Origin of the sequence: Paraflavitalea devenefica (assembly GCF_011759375.1) — a bacterium.
Lineage (GTDB): Bacteria > Bacteroidota > Bacteroidia > Chitinophagales > Chitinophagaceae > Paraflavitalea > Paraflavitalea devenefica.
The window spans coordinates 1,992,242-2,011,510 of sequence record NZ_JAARML010000002.1 but is presented as its reverse complement, the minus strand read 5'-3'; the positions used below and the strand labels follow the sequence as shown (position 1 = coordinate 2,011,510).

The following is a 19,269-nucleotide window of genomic DNA, read 5'->3' as shown; positions in this document are numbered from 1 at the left end:
GCAGTGGGGTAACAGTTATTGTTGTTTTATTTGTTCTTCTATTTCCTTAATTTTTGTTGCGGCTTCTTCAGGAAATAATTCGCGGAGTTTTTCATAGCACTGCTTTGCCTTTGTCCATTGCCTTGTATGTTCATGCAATGTTCCCAGGTTTACATAAATCATGACCCATAATCCTACTTCTTCATTTTTTGTAACGGTTTCCAATGCTCTCAGATAAGCCTGTTCAGCCTGCGCCAATAAAGCTCTTCCTTTATCTCCGTCCATTCGAATCCCTTGTTCTTTAAAAGTTAACCCCAGGTTATGTTGTGCTGTTGCCCATCCCTTTGGAAAGTCTTTTTTGGTAAATATCTCCAATGCTGCATGGCAAGCTATTACAGACCGCTCTAATAAGACATCCCCTTCCGTACCACCGGTTCTAATCCCCTGCTCTTTTAGTACATAGGCCAGGTTGTTGTGCATTCCCGCCCATTGCTCTGGCAGGTCTTTTCTGGTATACACTTCCAAGGCCAGGTGAAAAGCCGCTGCTGATTGTGCCCATAAATAAATACTTTCACTATCCCTAGTCAGAAGCGCTTTTCCCATCAAGGCAGCTCCCATTTCATGCTGCATTAAAGCCCATTCCCGTGCCATATCCTGTTTGGTATACACTTCCAGCGCGGCACAGTAAGAATCCGCCGATTTTGTCAACAAGGTTTTTGCAAAGCTGCTGTCGCTTATTCGAGCTGCCAATTCCAAAAGTGCTTTCCCCAGATTTTTTTGTGTCAGGCCCCACTCTATAGGCAAGTGCTTTCTGGTTTGTACTTCCAATGCTTCGTAACAGACAGCCACGGACTTTTGTAATAAAGTGATGCTTTCATCGCCAATTCTACGGCTCCCTTGCTCACAAAGTATAACAGCCAGATTGTTTAGCAACATCGCCCATTGTCTCGGCTGATCTTTTTTAGTATATATTTCCAGTGCACCGCGACAGGCAAGAGCTGCCTGTTCTATTAAAGTGTCACCTTCATTTCTTGCCGTACGTGTCCCCAACTCATACAGTATGGAAGCCAGGTTGGTTTGTGCAAATGCCCATAACTGTGGCAAATCCTCTTTCGTCAGTATTTGCAGCCCCGCTTGGTAATTGTTCACCGCCTGTTTCAATAAGTCTATTACTACTTTGGCATCTTTCATTAAAAGTGCCAGTCCATTGTGTGCAAGTCCCAGATGTACCTGTGCCTGGGCCCAATATTGCGGCGAGTTTTCCCTGGATACCATTTCTAGCGCCGCACGACAAGCATCTGCCGACTGTTCTAGCAAACGCCTTTTCTCATTGCCATCCATCAGATCTGCCAGTTCAAGAAGGGCAACGCTAAGATTGATGTGTGTTAATACCCATTGCTGCGGCAGGCTTTCTCTCGTTACAATTTCCAACGCCGCGCGACAGGCATTTACCGACTTTGCTAATAAAATACCTCTTTCGCCTTTGGGGAAGCGTTTTCCTTGTTCTTTAAGCGTAAGGGCCAGATTACTTTGTATGCTAGCCCATCGCTCCGGGTCATCTTTTTTAGTAAATATTTCCAATGCTGCATGATAGGTAGCGACCGACCGGGCCAATAGCGTATCGCCTTCATGATTCGCCATACGTAATCCCTGCACTCTAAAAACATTCCCTATATTAAACTGTATTATAGCCCATTGGACCGGCTGCTTCTTTAGGGTATATACCTCCATAGCTGCCCGGAAAGCTACTAAGGACTGTACCAATAAAGCAGCTCCACGGTTTCCTTCTATCCGGATTCCTTTCTCATAAAATGTAGTTCCCAGATTATTCTGAGTAGTAGCCCAAGCCTCCGGATTACGAATCCTGGTTCTGATTTCCAACACTGACCGAAAGACAGCTTCAGATTGAGTCAATAAAGCTGCTCCTTTACTTCCAATCATCCGGCTCCCCAATTCCTTATATATATTCCCCAGTATATGTTGTGCTCTGGCCCAATCGTCGGGATAATCTTTCCTGCTATAATATTCCAGCACTGTGTGACAAGTAGCAACCGCCTGCGTTAATAATTTTATTCCTTCACCACTTTCTGTACGAATACCTTCATCACATAAAGCTGTGGCAAGCGCTATCCCCACTTCACATTTTTCTTCCTTATAAGAACCGTAAATGCTTTGCAGCGAATCGGGCAACGTGATCACGCTATCAGCCATAGTATACATTCTTATAGCCCTTTTAAAATCATAGGCTTCACTGGCGCTGTTACCGGCAAGAAAAAAAGCATAACAGACAACCCCGATCCCTGCTGCATTTTTTTTCAGGAGGTTATCTGCCTCTTTCAATTGTTCTTCAACAACTTCACCCTTTAACCTGGCAGCCTTTTCATAATATACAGAAGATTGAATGAAGTTTCGCAGGTAGTAATCCCTGGCTCCCTGCAACATCCAATCATTGATGGCATTTTTTACAGTATCAGTTTCAACCCATTGATCAATTAATTCTTTAACCCTCATTGCTGTAAAGCCATGATAATCGGCAAATTCTTTAAAATAGTGCCCATAGTCGTTGAATGCCCTTTCTTTTTCAGCTTTTAGTTTTTCGATTTCTCTTTTCGATATGTTGTTAATAAATGCAATGATGACCGTATTGGTAAAATGCTTCAGGCTCCCTTTGGGCAATAGTATGATCTGCTGCTCAAATACATCATCGAGCAAGGTATTGGGCAGGTTGAATTTTCCATACAAGGGCATGTGGATGGAATGGCCGGGCACCTCTACATGGGCAATGACCTCGCTACCGGGCGTGTATTGCAGCGGCAGGTTGATAGCAAAGCGGCCATTGACGTCTGTTACATCGCTCATGGAACCTACACTTACCCTGACATTTGGAAACACTTTACAATCTTTGTGTTTTAAGCCATTGTTGCAGCCGTCATTGGTTATGATGCCTTTGAGGTTGATCTGGGCAACCGCCCAAAGAGATGATTGAAACAACAATATGATTAGGTAAAGGAGGGGCTTCATTGTTTCATTTGTTTTTCTATTTCTTTGATTTTCTTTTGAACCTCTTCCGGGTACAGGTAGCGGATCTGTTCATAACATTGTTTTGCTTTGGCCCATTGCTTTGTTTGTTCATAGAGCAGGGCTAATTTGGGCAACGTATGGGCCCAATAGCGCGAAAATCCCTCTTTAGTGAATACCTCCAGCGCTTTGCGGTAAGCCTGCTCTGCCTGCACCAATAAAGCAACGCGTGAGCTATCCTGCCTGCGTATACCAAGATCATGTAAAGCCACTCCCAGGTTAACCTGCGTCCTGGCCCAATCCTGTGGTTGTTCTTGTCGGGTGATCACTTCCAATGCAGACTGAAAGGCTTTTATAGCCTTTGCAGATAAAACAATCCCTTCGCTATCCCAGGCGCGCATGGCATGCTCATAAAGTACACCGCCCAGGCTATTTTGATTACCGGCCCAATATACCGGGTAGTCTTTTTTAGTAAATACCGCTGAAGTAGCCTGGAATGCATCTGCCGCCTGTTTCAATAAAATAATTCCCTTATCATCTGCCGTGCGCCCCCCCTGTTCCCAAAGTGCCACACCGAGATTATGCTGCACGCTGGCCCAATCCTGCGGCAGGAATTCTTTGGTATAGATTTCCAGCGCTGCCCGGAAGGCAGTTACCGACTGCTCCAATAAAACGACCCCTTCATTCCCTGCTGTACGGCTGCCTTGTTTTTGAAGACTGTTCCCGAGGTTCATTTGACAGAGTGCCCAATCCTGCGGCAGGTCCTCTTTGGTATAAACTTGTAGTGCTGCGCGAAAGACAGCAACCGACCGTACCAGTAAAGCGATACCCTCACTACCTTCAAGACGTTCACCCTGCTCCTGCAGCACGACGCCCAGGTTGCACTGCGTCATGGCCCAGTATTGCGGCAGATCGGCTTTAGTAAAGATTTCCAGGGCTGCCTGAAAAGTGGTTGCCGCCTGCGCCAACAAACTGACAGCTTCACTGCCCGGGGAACGCTCCGCCTGTTCTACCAAGGCAGTCCCGAGATCATTGTGTGTTTTGGCCCAGTCCTGCGGCGTTTCCTCTTTTGTCCTTATCTCCAGCGCTGCACGATAAGCTGTCACTGCCTGTTGCAGCAAAGCGTTTGCCCCTGCCTCTTTTGCCTGTATAGCCTGTGCTTTCAGTATGGCGCCCAGGTTATGCTGTGTGAGCGCCCAATCCTGCGAAAAGTTGTTTCTAGTAACTATTTTCAGTGCAGCCCGGCAGGCCGCTTCGGCCTGTATCAGTAAAGCAGCAGCCTCCTGATTTTCAGACTGCTCTGCCTGCGCCAGCAATGCAGCACCCAGGTTAGTTTGTGTGAGCGCCCAATGTTGTGGTAATTCCTTTTCCGTGTCGACTTCCAATGCAGCCCGATGAGCAGCTACCGATTGCGTTAATAATATTTTCCCTTCATTGCCGGGCATGCGCATTGCCAGTTCCTGCAGCACAAGGCCCAGGTTATCCTGCGCCATTGCCCAGGCAAACGGCCAGTCTTTCCGGGTATGGATCTCCAGCGATGACCGGTAGGCAGCCATTGACTGCTCAAATAATTCCCTTGCACTCCTGCCCGTTGAACGCATACCCTGTTCTTTAAGCACGCCTCCTAAATTACCTTGCATGACTGCCCAGTAATAAGGCACGTTTGCTTTATTAGCCGGGGTGATCGCCGCACGAAAGACATCTACGGATTTTTTCAGCAATACATTTCCTTCACTGCCTTTTGCACGGATACCTTCTTCAAAATAAGCACCCGCTAGCAACTCCCTTACCTCCCACTTACTGATCTCAAAAGAACCATGAAATTTCCGCGAGGAATCGGGCAACATCACTACCCTTTCAGCTTTTTGAAATGCCCGTATAGCACTTTTAAAATCATAGGCAGCCCAAGCGCTATTGCCGGCGAGCATATAGTTGTTGTAAGCATCCTCAATGGCTTCAATGGTTCTTTTTACCTGTTTTTGTGTTTTATGTTGTTCGTTCCTGCTATGCTCTTCACCCAGGTCGCCGGCCTTTTCATAATTGGCGGCTGCCTGCAGGAAGTTTTTCAAATAGTAATGCCGGGCTCCCTGCAGCTCAAAATTGTCGATGGCATTTTTTACAGAATCGGTATTGGCCCATTTGTCTATTAATTCTTTTACCTCATCGGGTGTAAAGCCGTGGTAATCGGCAAACTCTTTAAAATAGAAGGCATAGTCATTGAGCGATGCTTCTTTTTTCGTTTTCGCTATTTCGCTTTCTCTTTTGGATATGCCCCTAATAAACGCCACAATAGCTTCATTGGTAAAATGCTTCAGGCTCCCTTTGGGCAATACAATGATCTGTTGTTCAAATACATCATCCAGTAAGGCATTGGGCAGGTTGAATTTTCCATATAGGGGCATGTGGATGGCGTAACCGGATATATCTACACTGGCAATGACCTCACTACCAGGTGTGTATTGCGCAGGCAGGTTGATGGCAAAGCGACCGTTGGCATCGGTTACATCGCCCATGGCACCCACACTTACCCTTACACCTGGAAACACTTTGCAATCCTTGTGCTTTAAGCCATTGTTGCAGCCGTCATTGGTTACAATGCCTTTGAGGTTGACCTGCCCAACCGCCCCGGACGTTGCGAACAATGAAAGGACCAGCAGGCAATAGCAAGGTTTCATAACTTCATTTGTTTTTCGATTTCTTTGATTTTCTTATCAGCATATTCAGCATCGAAGCTGCGGATGTTTTCAAAGCATTGCTTTGCGCGGGCCCATTGCCTGGTGTGTTCATATATTAATCCTAAAGAGCTCTGTATGTCAACCCACAACAGCGGAAAATCTTTTTTGGTGTAAACTTCCAGCGCAGTACTAAAGACTTCTACTGCCTGCTCCAAAAAGGCCGCTCCCCCGTTCTCTCCTTTACGAATGCCCAATTGGTTAAGCGCAACTCCAAGGTTACATTGAGTCATAGCCCAATTACGCGGGAAGTTTTTTTTAATGAAAACTTCAAGCGCTGCATGATAGGCTTCTACCGCCTGGGTCAATAAAACAATTCCTGCACTGCCTTCCGTTCGATGGCCTTGTTCTGCCAGGGTATTGGCAAGGCCATTCTGTGTATCGGCCCAGCCTTGTGGCAAATGCTTTCTGGTCCTGATTTCAAGGGCCGCGCGATATGCCTGCACTGCCTTCTCCAATAAAGCAACTCCTTCAGCACCTTCCGTAAGGAGAGCCTGCTCATGGAGTGTGGTTCCAATATTATGCTGCAGGCCAGCCCACTCCTGTGGAAAATCTTTTCTGGTCCTAACTTCCAGTGCTGCACGATAAGCTTCTATTGCCTGTACCTGTAAAACAACTCCTTCGGCACTATCATCCATACGAAGGCCTTGTTCAGCCAACGCATTGCCAAGATTATTCTGTGTATTGGCCCACTCCTGCGGTAAATCTTTTTTGGTCCGTACTTCAAGAGCCGCCCGGTAAGATTCTACTGATCTCGCTAATAAAGCAATATCTTCAACGCCTTCCGCATACATAGCCTGCAGCTTATAGGCATCTCCCAGATTATTCTGTACATGCGCCCAGTCCTGCGGTAAATGTTCCCTGGTATATACTTCAAGCGTAGATTGAAAGGCATTCACAGCCTGAGTCAGTAAAGTCATACCTTCAGCTCCTCCAATAAGATCTGCCTGATCCTGCAATGCAGACCCGAGGTTATTCTGTGTATTAGCCCAGTCTTGCGGTACTTCTTTTTTGGTCCTTACTTCCAGGGCTGCCCGGTAAGCTGCTATCGCCTGTACCAGCAGCATCACACTTTCACTGCCTTCCACCCGGGTAGCTTGCTCATGAAGCACAGATCCGAGGTTATTCTGCGCCATGGCCCAGTCTTGCGGTAAATTTTCTTTAGTATACACTTCAAGCGCCACACGAAAAGCCTGCTCTGCCTGGACCAGCAAGGCAATTCCCTGACCTCCCTCCATACGAAGACCCTGTTGCTTAAGCGTAACTCCCAGGTTATTCTGCACTAAGGCCCAGGCTTGCGGAAAAGATTCTTTGGTCCTGACTTCAAGAAGTGCCCGATAGACTGCCTCCGATTGTTTCAACAGGGCGATGCCTTCGCTACCTGCTATACGATCTGCCTGCTCCTGAAGCAAAACCCCGAGGCAATTCTGCGTATCGGCCCAGTCCTTCGGGAACTTTTCTTTGGTCCTGATTTCCAGTGCTGCATAGTAATGATTAATCGCTTGTGCCAGTAAAGCGGTTACTTCGCTGCCGTTTGCACGAGCACCCCTGGCAGCAAACGTAATACCAAGGTTATGTTGCGTACTGGCCCATTGCTCAGGAAAGTCTTTTTTAGTATACACTTCAAGTGCTGCATGGTAAGCAGCAGCTGACTGTTCCAGCAAAATGACTCCTTCCTTTCCTGCTGTGCGGTTTTCCTGATGCCCAAGGGCATTCCCGAGGTTATTTTGTGTATTGGCCCAGAATTCCGGAAAATCTTTTTTATTATAGTCCTTAAGCGCCATACGATAAAGCCTTACTGCCTCTCTTAGCAAAATATTCCCTTCATTGCTTTGTATACGAATACCCTGATTAAATAATGCCGGCGCAAGCGCGTCCCTTATTTCCCATTTTAGGTGTATAAATGAGCCATATATTCTTTGCAGTGAATTTGGCAAAGTTATGATGCTATCAGCTTTATGATATTGCTCTATCGCTCTTTTAAAATTAAGGGCCTTAAATGCGCTATTTCCAGCCAATAGGAAAGCATTGCACGCAGCTTCAATTTTCTCAATTATTCTATTCCTCCGTTTTTCATCTTCCTGTATTTCTTGTGCAATATCTTTTTTGCCTAATAACCCAGCCTTTTCATAAAACAGGGAAGCTCTGTTATAATCCTGCAGGTAATAGTTTCGGGCTGCCTGCAACAAATTATCCCCAATAGCATTTTTTACAGAGTCGGTAGCAGCCCACTGGTCTATCAATCCTTTTACCTGCCTGGGTGTAAAACCATGATAATCGGCAAACTCTTTGAAGTAATACTCATAGTTATTAAGCGCCTTTTCTTTTTCAATCTTTGTTTTTTCACTTTCCCTTTTGGAGATGTTGTTGATGAATGCCACAATGGAAGCATTGGTGAAATGCTTCAGGCTTCCTTTGGGCAGCAGGATGATCTGTTGCTCAAATACATCATCCAGTAAGGTATTGGGCAGGTTGAATTTCCCATACAGGGGCATGTGAATGGAATGGCCGGGTACTTCAACATGGGCAATGACCTCACTGCCGGGTGTGTATTGCCCGGGCAGACTGATAGCAAAACGGCCATTGGCATCCGTAACATCATTCATAGTACCCACACTTATACCAACAGCCGGAAATACTTTACAACCTTTATGCGTTAAGCTATTGTTGCAGCCGTCATTGGTTACAATGCCTTTGAGGTTGATCTGGGCAACCGCCCAAAGGGATGATTGAAACAGTAGTATGGCCAGGAAAAAGAAGTGCTTCATTTCTTGTTCAGATAAATGGCGATAGCCCTGGGAAGTGTATGGTATTCGTTCCTTTCCTGGTAGTTTTTGGCTCCGGTATATATACGAATACTCTGGCCGGATTTTCCAGGTACATATAATTCAAATGTACCGTTGCTCGCTGTAAGGATGGTATCACCAGGCTTAAGATCGCTGGTAACCCAGGCATTGGAGATTGCTTCACCAGTCAGCGAATCCCTGATTAAACCAGAAACAAATATAGAATCCTGCAATACGGTTTCCTGTTTAGCTGGTACCCAGCCCATTTTTTCCCGAAACGTAAAGAAGAATGTAATGATCGCAGTAATACCCACGATGATGGCTACCACTTTTTGCCAGGTATCTAATTTTTTCGGCTTAGCCTCTTCTTGGGGGCTGTTGGCAGTGCCGGGATCATTGATGTAGATATTCCCTCCAGCCTGGTAGTTATTGCCCTTGCCTGTTGAGGCCTGCTGGTTGGTGTTGGACGTTGAAGCGTCATCCTTTTGTTCATTATTGCTTTTAGCTTTCCCCTTACCCATAAGGAACTACGATTTAGTTTAATGATAATAATACAGGGCTTTTAACAGGACATTCTGATCCTATGCAGTGTATGGTTGGGAGATGCTCAGCAGGAATACTAAAATAATGAAAAACCGGCAGGAGCGGCCATGAAAAAAGGCTATTCCAGGGAGAAATAGCCTTTTTTGATATAAGTAAACGATTTATAGCGTATTCAAACCTATCAGCTTATTTTTAACCGCAGGTAGTCATACATGACATAGACGGCTTCTGACAGGAAGAGGTCGCGTTTTAAGGAGTTGATCCAGGCCTTGTTGCTGTCGTTCTTGAATTGCTCTTTGTTTTTCAGCGCATCCTCCATATCGGTGGTATTTTTAACCCCCATTGGCTTTGCCGACACCAGTTGCTTTCTTATTTCGCCTACTTTGGTTTGCAATTCTTTTTCGGCAGTACGGTATTTCTCCAGTTGCAGCGCATAGATGCCATTCCTATTCTGCATCCAATGCAGGTTTTTGGTGAGGGCCTGCAACACAGAATCATGTTGCATGCGTCCACCTGAATGAGCCACTACTTTGGGAATGGTACCCTGCTCATCCATAGCGGTAAAGGGTACTGCCTGAATGGTATCCCAGGCCAGGGCGGTAGGATTGTTTTTCTCCTGTATTTTGTACGGTTCATAGATGCCCGGCAGTTTAATATCGGGCTCTATGCCTTTCAACTGGGTGGCGGCGCCTGTAATGCGGTAGTATTTTTGCAGGGTTACATGCAGGGTGCCCAGGTCGGTATTCACACTATTGGATAACCGGTTATCACCGATACCAAAAGGACGCTGCACAGACCCCTTGCCATAGGTAGAGCTACTGCCCACGATGATACCCCGGTGATAGTCTTGTATGGCTGCTGCAAATATCTCGGCAGCGGAAGCGCTCATTTCATTGACGAGCACTACGAGGGGGCCATCGTATAATACTTCCTTACCCTTCACCCGGCTTACATAGGGCTCGCCTACCGGTCCCTTTACCTGTACCACCGGTCCTTCTTTGATGAATAAGCCGATCATGTTGATGACCTCGCCCAGGCTACCGCCTATGTTATCACGAATGTCAATGATGATGCCTTTTACATTTTCCTGTTGCAGGCGGGTAAGCTCCCGCGCCATGTCAACCGCGCAACTACGGCCATTGGCATCGCCAAAGTCGGTATAGAATTTCGGGAAGGAGATGTATCCCAGTTTGACAGAATCTTCAATGATGGCGCTTTTTACAAAGGTATCTTCCAGTTGCAGGGCTGCGCGCTTCAGCGTTACGTCTTTGAGACTGCCATCGGTTTTGCGGAAGGTGATGGTAACGGTGGTACCCTGCTGTCCCCTGGTGAGTTTGATGACCTCACCCATGGTAAAGCCTGCCACATCTACCGGCTTGCCGCCCTGCTGGGTAACTTTTACAATGACATCGCCCTTATCTACCTGTCCGCTTTTCCAGGCAGGCCCGCCGATCATGAGTTCGCCGATACCAATTTTACCCTGCATATCGGCTAATAAGGCGCCGATACCATAGTACACACCACTCAGGCTTTCCTGGAATTCCCGGCGGTCTACCGGCAGGAAGTAGTTGGAATGGGGATCGTAGAGGTTGGTGATGCTGTTCACATAGGTATTGAAAGCTTCCTCATCGGTAGTGAGTTTAGACAGGTTGTCAATGTTCCTTTTTTCAATGCGCCCGATGGTTTGTCGGGCTTTTTCTTCTATCTGCCCTTCGGTTTGTTTGTTGGCACTGTCGCGCTGGTGAATGTCGAGCAGGTCTTCATATTGGCCCAGCACCTGGTATTTGAGGTAGTTGTGCCAGCGGCTTTTGAGGTCATCGGCCGATTTGCAGTAATCCAGCTTATCGGTATTGGTATTGTATATTTCCTGTGTAGTGAATTTAAAAGGCTGCTTCAGCAGTTCCTCCACCATTGCCTCCGACTCTTTCAGCCGTTGCTTGAAGGTGGTGTTGACCACTTTGTAAAAGTGTACCACTTTGCCTTTCATTTCATCATCCAGTTGCAGTTGGTATTTTTTGAACCGGTGCAGGTCTTCTTTCAGGAAGAAACGTTTACCCGGATCGAGCTGTTGGAGGTAGGCAGTAAATACCTGGACAGAGAATTTATCATCGAGCTTTTTGGGCGCATAATGGATCTGCTGCAGCATGTCGGCCGTATTGTGGAATACGAGGTCAACATTCTCGGTCACTTTACTTTTTTGCGCCAGGGTAGTACAAGACAGGCCAATAACCAGAAAGGAAATGCACAGGATAAGCTGATAGCTGCGGCACTTAATCATAACAATACAAGAATTATAATTTTACTTTAAATTAAGATTTACCATCGTACCAGAAAAGACATCGATTCCGGGTTTCGGGTTTTGAGTTTCGGGTTCTTCAGGTGCAACAACCCTCACTAAGCTTAAAATTAGCTTAGTGGCTTGATATTATGACAGTAAAATTGATGAAATGTTCAGGTATTGTACAAATGGGCTGCCTGTCGAAAACGCGGTAGCAACCCGAAACGCCAAACAACAAACCCGAAACTACCACTCCCCATAAGCACCATAGAAGGCGGCGCCCAGCAAGCCCGTTTTATCGTTTTTGATGATGCGGATAGGCACCCCTTCCAGCAGGTGCTGCATGCGGTCGCAATCCATGTAATGCCGGTAAAAGGCCTCCTGCAACAGGAGCGGCGCAATTTTGGGAGGTATCCCCCCTCCCAGGAAGATACCGCCGGTAGCCTTCATTTTGAGGACCAGGTTGGCTGTTTCGCGGGCAATGTAACGAACAAAAAGGTCCATGGTTTCCACACAGATAGCCGCTTTATTGTGCAGGGCGTTCTGGCTGATGACCGCCGAATCGTCCTTTTCTTTGGCCAACTGCTCTGCCAGCCAGGCCGGTTCTTCCCTCTTTTTCACATCACGCAGGAAGGTATAGATGCTGGTGATAGCAGGCCCTGCTATTACTTTTTCCCAGCTTACCACTTCACCCTGCTGCTGCAGGTATTTACACAGCTCCATGTCCAGGTCGGTACGGGGCGAAAAGTCGCAATGCCCGCCTTCAGTAGGGAACGGGAAATAGGCTTTTCCATTCCAGTAAAGGCCAGCCTCCCCCAGCCCGGTGCCCGGCGCTATGATGGCCATGTTGCCAACAGCGCCTTCTTTACCCCCATGGATGGTGATAAAGTCTTCCGCCTGAAGGGCTGCCAATCCATAGGCCATGGCTTCGAGGTCATTGATCAATACCACCTCTTTGACCCCTGTATCCCGGGCAATTTCGGCCTGGTCCAATACCCAGGTGAGGTTGGTAATGTCTACTTTACCATTGAGTACGGGCCCTGCCACGCCCAGGCTGATACGATCGGGCAGGCGCAGGTTATTCTCTGCTAAAAAATGCTTGATAAGGATTATAAGAGATTGATATTCTGCAGACGGATAACGGGCGCCCTGTAGCAGTTTGATGCCCTCCGGCATTACCTGGTACACGGCAAGGTTGGTTTTGGTACCCCCGATATCGCCGGCCAGTACCCTGATGCCTGTGGCGGGCACTGCATTACGGCGCGGCAAAGCAAGTGGTATGGGTAGCTGACTGATGGTTCCTGTTGTATCCATAAAATGTTACTATAAATGAAGGAGTTGTAAAAATAGAATATAGAATCCAGAATTCAGCATCCAGCATCGTTTGCGCGGCATGCAAGTCTGCCAGCATCAGGCTTTTGGCTTCCGGATTCTATATTCCGGCTCCCGGATTCTCATCCCTTTAACAATTTTCCGGCCTGGTTATTGGAATAAATGATAGCAAGTTATTAACTTGCATTTACCCTTACAATAAGCCATCCAATATTCCCCCTCACTCCAATCCCCTGAATGACTACCGCACGTCGTACCTCAACAATTGCTTTTGAGCTTTTGTGTATGCTTATCTATGAATATGAACAAGTACTTACTACTTCGTGACAACAAGCAGACGGGGCCTTACTCAGTGGATGAGTTGATTAATATGGGCCTCAAACCTTATGACCTTGTATGGCTGGATGGGAAGAGTGCCGCATGGCGTTACCCCAGTGAAATTGCCGAATTACAGGCCTTTGCTCCTGCTGTGGAAGAACAGCCTTATGACCGCTTTTACAAGAAGAAATCAGTTACTACTACTCAACAACAAGTAAACGCTATCAGCCAACAGGCCTCTGTACAAACAGAAGCGATCGTGGTGACCACCCCTGTAGCCACCACGCCTGTTACGCCCACTATTACCGCCAAAAAGATCTATGTTACGTTACCTGCCGGCACGAAAGACCGCAATATTACGGCAACTACCACAAATACGAGTAAAGCAGCCTCTCCTGTACCAGCCGCCACTGATACGGCTGATACTTCAACAGCCGAACTGTTGAATGAAAAGTTTGCCCGGCTGCGGGAAGAAAAGATGAAGCAGGCTGAAAGCATGGCAGCCAACCCGATCGTACATATGAAGACAGTGGTGGAAACACCGCCTGCCCCTGCTTTTTCTGAAATTGTTGAAAAGCATTATCCGCAACAGGAGGAAACACTGGCGCCTGTAATAAAGCAAAGCAATAAGAGCAACCGTATACTGATGCGCAGCATAGCCGCCGCCTGCCTGGTGCTGGGCGGTATTATTATTGGACTTGTAATCAGTAACAGCCGCCAGCAAAAGAATAATGCTGAGCTCGATCTGTTGGTAAAGCAGATACAGGAACGGGAAAAAAGGAAAGAAGCCGCCACTCAAAACGTGATTCCGCCGGCGCCTGTCAATGTACCGGCAGAGAGCAATACAGCTCCTGCAGATGAGCCGGCAAACACAACGCCTGCAGATAACAAAAAAGAAAACATTGGCACACCGGTGCATAATAAAACGGAAAACAACCCAAAAGAAGTATTACCTCCTGATGCACTACAGCAACAGGGTGTAAAGTTTATTCCCGCTGTGGTAACCAATAAGCCCGAAAACAAACCGGTAAACCGGGAGGAAGTAGAACAGGCCCGGAAGAATATACACCAGTTGGTGGCTGTTGATGCCAATAAGTATAAGACCGGTGTGTTGGGGGGCATTTCTGACCTGCAACTGACGATTTCCAATAACAGCCTGTACCCGCTGGACCAGGTGGAAGTGGAAGTACGCTACCTGGGCCCTGAAAAGAGGGTGGTAAAAACACAGTTGTTGTTGTTTAATGATGTAGCGCCCGGTGAACAAAAAACAGTTGACGCGCCACGTACTAACCGGGGTGTAACGGTTGATTATGTTATTACCCGCATCAATTCCAAAGCGTTGGGTTTGGCCCATGCAGGATATTAAATTCCGATTAACTTAAATAACATTTTATATTATCCTAAAGCGACCAGGATGCCGGTCGCTTTTGTATTTGATGCGTTTTCCTGCGTATGCATTTCTTTAATTCCCACCGCGCTACCTGCCTGCTGGCATAAAAATTGGATATATTACTTACTGCGATTGCGATATCCCCATCTCCCATGTTTAACCGTCGCACCTTTGTGAATTCTACCTGCAGCCATACGCAGGGATTGTATCTCACAATAAAACCATAATTATGAAAAAGACCATTGCCACGTTGATTGTCATCATCATCGCGGTAGCCAGTCTGCACGCGGTTCGAGTTATGCAGCAGTCTTCTATTACGGGAAAGGTTTCACCTTCAGACGGGGCTGAAGTGGTGGTAGCCATTAATGGCACTGATTCCCTAAAGGTTAAGCCTAATGATGATGGAGGCTTCTCCTTTCTTGTAAAACCGGGGTCCTGGAAAGTATGGATAGATGCCAGGAGTCCCTATAAGGATGCCACCCTGGATGCAGATGTAAAAGAAGGACAGACAGCCGACCTTGGCGAGATCAAATTACAGCGGTAAACACTATAAAGTATTACAAGGACGGCTCAGAACCAACAGCCGGGCTGCCATAAGCAGTCCGGCTTTGTTTTTTGTATATTGCAATTCATATTCTCTTCTGCATGAAGCATATTGTAGTTTTTGGCGCCGGAAAGTCGGCCACCTGCCTTATCGAGTACCTCATTAAAACCGTACAGGAAAATGAGTGGCAATTGCATGTAGTTGACAGTAACCTGGATCTGGCGCTTTCCAAAACGAACCTTGCAGCCCGGACCCGCGCCTACGCGATCAATGTAGAAGACGATGTAGCCCGCTACTCACTGATCACTATTGCCGATATTGTGATCTCACTGCTGCCTCCTTCCCTTCATTACCTCGTGGCCAAAGATTGTGTAGCCGAAGGCATACACCTGCTCACGGCTTCTTATGTGGATGAAAAGATTAGTGCACTGGCGCCACAGATCAAGGATAAAGGGCTATTGTTCCTGTGTGAGATGGGGCTCGATCCCGGAATTGACCACATGAGCGCTGTACAATTGATCCATCGCATTAAAGCCGCCGGGGGACGCATTACCTCCTTTAAGTCGCATTGCGGCGGACTGGTAGCACCCGAATCGGACGATAACCCCTGGCATTATAAAATAAGCTGGAACCCGCGCAATGTGGTGCTGGCCGGAAAAGCCGGCGCTGTTTTTAAAGAGAACCAGGCGGAGATACATATGCCTTATGAACAGCTCTTCGATGCCAACCGGGTGGTGAATATCCCGGAACTGGGTTACCTGGCCTGGTACCCCAACCGTGATTCCCTGGGCTATATTCCCATTTATGAGCTGGAAGAAGCTGCCACTTTTATACGCACCACGCTACGCTACCCGGAGTTTTGTTTTGGCTGGAAGAATGTGATCGAATTAAAGCTGACCGATGAAACAGAGCAGTACAATACCGATGGTATGACGCTGCAACAGTTCTTCCAGCAGCATTTTAATACGCATGGCTTTTCAGAATGGATAGAAAAGCAGCTTACGGCACGCTTTGCTCAAACCAAGCAATTGCTGGAAAAGCTGCAGCAACTGCTGGAAGCAGAACAGGAAGCCGATGAGAATGACCGCAAGGCCCTGCAGGATTTTATGATGGTGGATGACCATGGGCAACTGATGGACATTAACCTGAATGAAGTAAAGACAAAAGCCGCTGCTACAGTAGCCGGGCAGATGCATGAAGCCAATTTATCCATGAAGCAATTGTTCTTCCTGGGCATGGATGATGATAAAACTGTTATCAATAAGGGTATGTGCAGTACGGCCGAAGTATTGCAGTTTGCCCTGGAAACGAAGCTGGCGCTGGGTGCCACTGATAAGGACATGATCGTGATGCTGCATGAGATCGGTTATGAAACAGCAGATGGCGTAGCCAATACGATCAACAGCACCCTTATTGTAAAAGGCCAGGACCCATTGCATACGGCCATGGCCAAAACAGTAGGATTGCCCCTGGGCATTGCAGCCAAGCTGATCTTACAGGGGAAGATCCAACTTACCGGCCTCCATATTCCCATACTTGCGCAGATCTATGAGCCGGTGCTGGAAGAGCTGGAAAAGCATGGGATTATTTTCTTTGAGAGCATTTCCTGATATAGCCTATTGCCGGGAAGGCGGAAAGACGGGAAGGGAAGCCCATGTAAAAGAATAGCTACGCCGTTGACTTACCCCTGCAGTAATAAAGTTATAAGTTCTTTTACTCCCTCTGTAGCAGGCTTTTCAATGACTGTGAGGTTTTGTACGGAAGAAGTATAGGGTATTTTTTTATCAATGATGTATTTCGGGATGGGCCAGGGTGCATAGTTCACCAGTCCTGCCGCAGGGTATACCACCAGTGAAGTACCCACTATGGCAAATATATCGGCCTGCCTTACTATCCGCGCGGCTTCTTCTATTAATGGCACGGGTTCTTCAAACCAAACGATATGGGGCCTTAGCTGCGCCCCGTCTTCGGCCGTATCACCCAGGTTGATATTACCTCTTATATCATAAACGAGGGTTTCATCTGCCTCACTGCGCATTTTGAATATTTCGCCATGCAGGTGCAGCACGTTGGACGATCCGGCGCGTTCATGCAGGTCGTCAATATTTTGGGTTACGATGTGTACATCATACCTCTCCTGCAATTGGGCCAGTCCATAATGGGCTGCATTGGGTTGGGCATCCCGTACATTCTCCCGGCGCATGTTGTAAAAGTCCAGCACCAATTTTGGGTCCTTTACCCATGCCCTGGGTGTAGCCACTTCTGTTACATCATAACCTTCCCATAAACCATCGCTGTCGCGAAAGGTTCTTAATCCGCTCTCTGCACTGATGCCTGCCCCGGTGAGGACGACGAGTTTCTTCTTCATTGGATGATTATATTATTAGGTTTTACGATCCCTGTAAAAATACAGAAGGCGCCTGGCAACACCAAAGCCGCCAAACGCCATTCTGTTATAAAGGACCCAGCAATGAGACGTGAGAATTATGAAGCGCTCTGTTCTGCAGGTGGAGCAGGCGGCGCTGCTATGATGCGTTTGGCGGGGCGGTACCTGCGGAAAAGCCACCAGCCGGTAAGTAATGCGATCCATACAGGCCAGAGCGTAAGCAGCAGGATGATGAGCTCCCCTACCCATTCCAGTCCGGCCCCGAGGGCCAGCAGTACTTTCTTCCCAAAACCCGGCGGGGTACTGATATCTTTTGCCTGCGGGTTCAATACCTGGAAGTAGCTAAGCTGTATGGTGCTGAAAGCAGCAGCATGCGAGAGGTAGTTGATACGACCGGCGGCCGCTTCCATGTGTTCCTGCAGGTCATTGATCTCATTTTGTACCTGCAGTATTTCTTCCATGTTTTTAGCCTGTTTCAGGAGATCGAGGTAGCGCAGCCTTACCTGCCGTTTCGCTTCCAGTCTTGACCGGGTATCCACCACTTCACCCGTTACATCCTGGGATGTTATTTTCCGGATCAATACTTTTTCTTTACCGGGTGTAAGTGCAGCTACTGCATTGTCAAACTGATCTACCGGTACTTTAATGGTAACCGCATTTTCAATTTTATAGTCCGACTCATTTTGTTCTTCCTGTGCTATGTAACCGCCGGATTGTTTCACGGCTGCACGCACCAGCTCATTGAAGCGGGTATAGTCTTTTACTTCTACCGAGAGGGTAGCATTCTTAATGATCTTCTTATCCCAATCGGGGTTGGGCGCCGGTGATTGTTGTACGGTACCTTGTTGCGGTTGTTGTTGTCTTTGTTGCTGCTGCTCCTGTCCGTTATCCTGGGGAGGCGCCGGGGCACCGGCAACTGAATCGGCAACAACCCCATTACCGGGTGTTTCCTCCATTTTTGCTAATGTTACATCGGCCGCCGGCGTGTTGGCAGCTTCTGTGGATTTACCTTCGTTGTAATTACAGGCGTTGAAAGTCAGGAGCAGTACCGCGCATAGCGGTAACTGCCATTGATGGTTGTACTTCATGGCTATACTTTTAGACGTAAGTGATGATTAGATGCAGGGAATTTTATTTTACATAAATACCCTGGGGAGAGAATTTCCCGCTTGTATATTCATTTCAGTAATGCAGAAAAGGTAACCTACAAGGAAATGTTAATTGCAGTTCCGGGTTTGGAGTTTTGGGTTTCGGGTTCTTTAGGTGTAACGGCGAGACTAATTAGTTGCACACTTTATTCGCCGGCCAATTCCATGACAGCTTTCCATTCTTCGGACGTAACCGGCCCTACAGAGAGCCTGCCCAGGCGTACCAGCGCCATATTGGCCAATCGTTTATCGGCTTTAATTTGTGCCAGGCTTACGGGCTTCTTTAATTTTTTATAAGGGGCCAGGTCTACCACTACCCAGGCATCTTCATCGGTGGTGGGGTCCTGGTAAAATTCTTTGACCACTTTGGCAATGCCTACTATTTCCAATCCTTCATTGCTGTGATAATAGAATACCTGGTCGCCCTTTTTCATTTCTTTCATGAAGTTACGGGCCGCATAGTTGCGTACGCCATCCCAATAAGTTTGTTTGTCTTTCTCGAATTGTTCCCAGGAGTATTTGAATGGTTCGGATTTAACAAGCCAGTAAGCCATGACGGTAAATTAAGACGGATTGTAATTAAAAAAGTAAAAATACATCCCCTGCCCGAAATACAGCACCCCCTGGTACGGATTTCTGCTAAAAAAGGATTTACAGAAAAAAGATAAAATCTTACAAAGTTGAAAATCCAGCCCTATGCCTTTATACGTATGTATGTCAAGTTACCTCCCATCATTGATCCTACAAGAAAGCCGATAAATCCAATAACCTGATCAATTATTCAAGTTTAAACAACGCATTATACATGTGATCGA

At 47.1% G+C, this 19,269-nt stretch carries 12 protein-coding genes; 3 read left to right on the top strand and 9 right to left on the bottom strand.

Translation table 11 applies throughout. The features are described from left to right. Positions 1–15 precede the first annotated feature (15 nt). From HB364_RS17405 to glk, 6 genes are all read right to left on the bottom strand, one after another. Positions 16–3,000, bottom strand: coding sequence for a tetratricopeptide repeat protein (locus tag HB364_RS17405; RefSeq protein ID WP_167289486.1), 2,985 nt, complete (start codon positions 2,998–3,000; stop codon positions 16–18). Beyond that, the gene (locus HB364_RS17400; protein WP_167289485.1) at positions 2,997–5,672 is read right to left on the bottom strand and encodes a tetratricopeptide repeat protein; all 2,676 of its coding nucleotides are present in this window, start codon (positions 5,670–5,672) and stop codon (positions 2,997–2,999) included. The genes HB364_RS17405 and HB364_RS17400 overlap by 4 nt, the downstream gene beginning before the upstream one ends. After that, positions 5,669–8,497 (bottom strand): tetratricopeptide repeat protein, encoded by a 2,829-nt coding sequence (locus HB364_RS17395; protein WP_167289484.1) that lies wholly within the window; start codon positions 8,495–8,497, stop codon positions 5,669–5,671. The genes HB364_RS17400 and HB364_RS17395 overlap by 4 nt, the downstream gene beginning before the upstream one ends. Continuing rightward, positions 8,494–9,036, bottom strand: a complete 543-nt coding sequence (locus HB364_RS17390; protein WP_167289483.1) for a hypothetical protein — start codon at positions 9,034–9,036, stop codon at positions 8,494–8,496. Before HB364_RS17390 ends, HB364_RS17395 begins: the two co-directional genes overlap by 4 nt. Positions 9,037–9,239: 203 nt before the next feature. Then, positions 9,240–11,336 carry a carboxy terminal-processing peptidase gene (locus HB364_RS17385; RefSeq protein WP_167289482.1) on the bottom strand — a complete coding sequence of 699 codons (2,097 nt, stop codon included), beginning with the start codon at positions 11,334–11,336 and terminating at the stop codon, positions 9,240–9,242. 246 nt (positions 11,337–11,582) lie between these two features. Further along, entirely contained in the window at positions 11,583–12,650 is a 1,068-nt protein-coding gene (gene glk / locus HB364_RS17380) for a glucokinase (protein WP_167289481.1), read from the bottom strand. A 319-nt stretch (positions 12,651–12,969) separates the two neighbouring features. On the opposite strand from glk, the gene HB364_RS17375 reads away from it, so the two are divergent. The 3 genes from HB364_RS17375 to HB364_RS17365 all read left to right on the top strand — a co-directional run bounded on the left by HB364_RS17375 (position 12,970) and on the right by HB364_RS17365 (position 16,530). Then, on the top strand, positions 12,970–14,352 hold the full coding sequence (locus HB364_RS17375) for a DUF4339 domain-containing protein (RefSeq protein ID WP_167289480.1): 1,383 nt from the start codon (positions 12,970–12,972) through the stop codon (positions 14,350–14,352). A 253-nt stretch (positions 14,353–14,605) separates the two neighbouring features. Next, positions 14,606–14,920, top strand: a complete 315-nt coding sequence (locus HB364_RS17370; protein ID WP_167289479.1) for a carboxypeptidase regulatory-like domain-containing protein — start codon at positions 14,606–14,608, stop codon at positions 14,918–14,920. Positions 14,921–15,021: 101 nt separating this feature from the next. Next, the gene (locus tag HB364_RS17365; RefSeq protein WP_167289478.1) at positions 15,022–16,530 is read left to right on the top strand and encodes a saccharopine dehydrogenase C-terminal domain-containing protein; all 1,509 of its coding nucleotides are present in this window, start codon (positions 15,022–15,024) and stop codon (positions 16,528–16,530) included. Between the two features lie 71 nt (positions 16,531–16,601). Here the strand turns inward: HB364_RS17365 and HB364_RS17360 are convergent, their stop codons facing one another. From HB364_RS17360 to HB364_RS17350, 3 genes are all read right to left on the bottom strand, one after another. Next, entirely contained in the window at positions 16,602–17,288 is a 687-nt protein-coding gene (locus HB364_RS17360) for an SIR2 family NAD-dependent protein deacylase (protein WP_167289477.1), read from the bottom strand. A gap of 116 nt (positions 17,289–17,404) precedes the next feature. Then, positions 17,405–18,394 (bottom strand): DUF4349 domain-containing protein, encoded by a 990-nt coding sequence (locus HB364_RS17355; protein ID WP_167289476.1) that lies wholly within the window; start codon positions 18,392–18,394, stop codon positions 17,405–17,407. A 206-nt stretch (positions 18,395–18,600) separates the two neighbouring features. Continuing rightward, entirely contained in the window at positions 18,601–19,008 is a 408-nt protein-coding gene (locus HB364_RS17350) for an EVE domain-containing protein (RefSeq protein WP_167289475.1), read from the bottom strand. Positions 19,009–19,269: the final 261 nt, after the last annotated feature.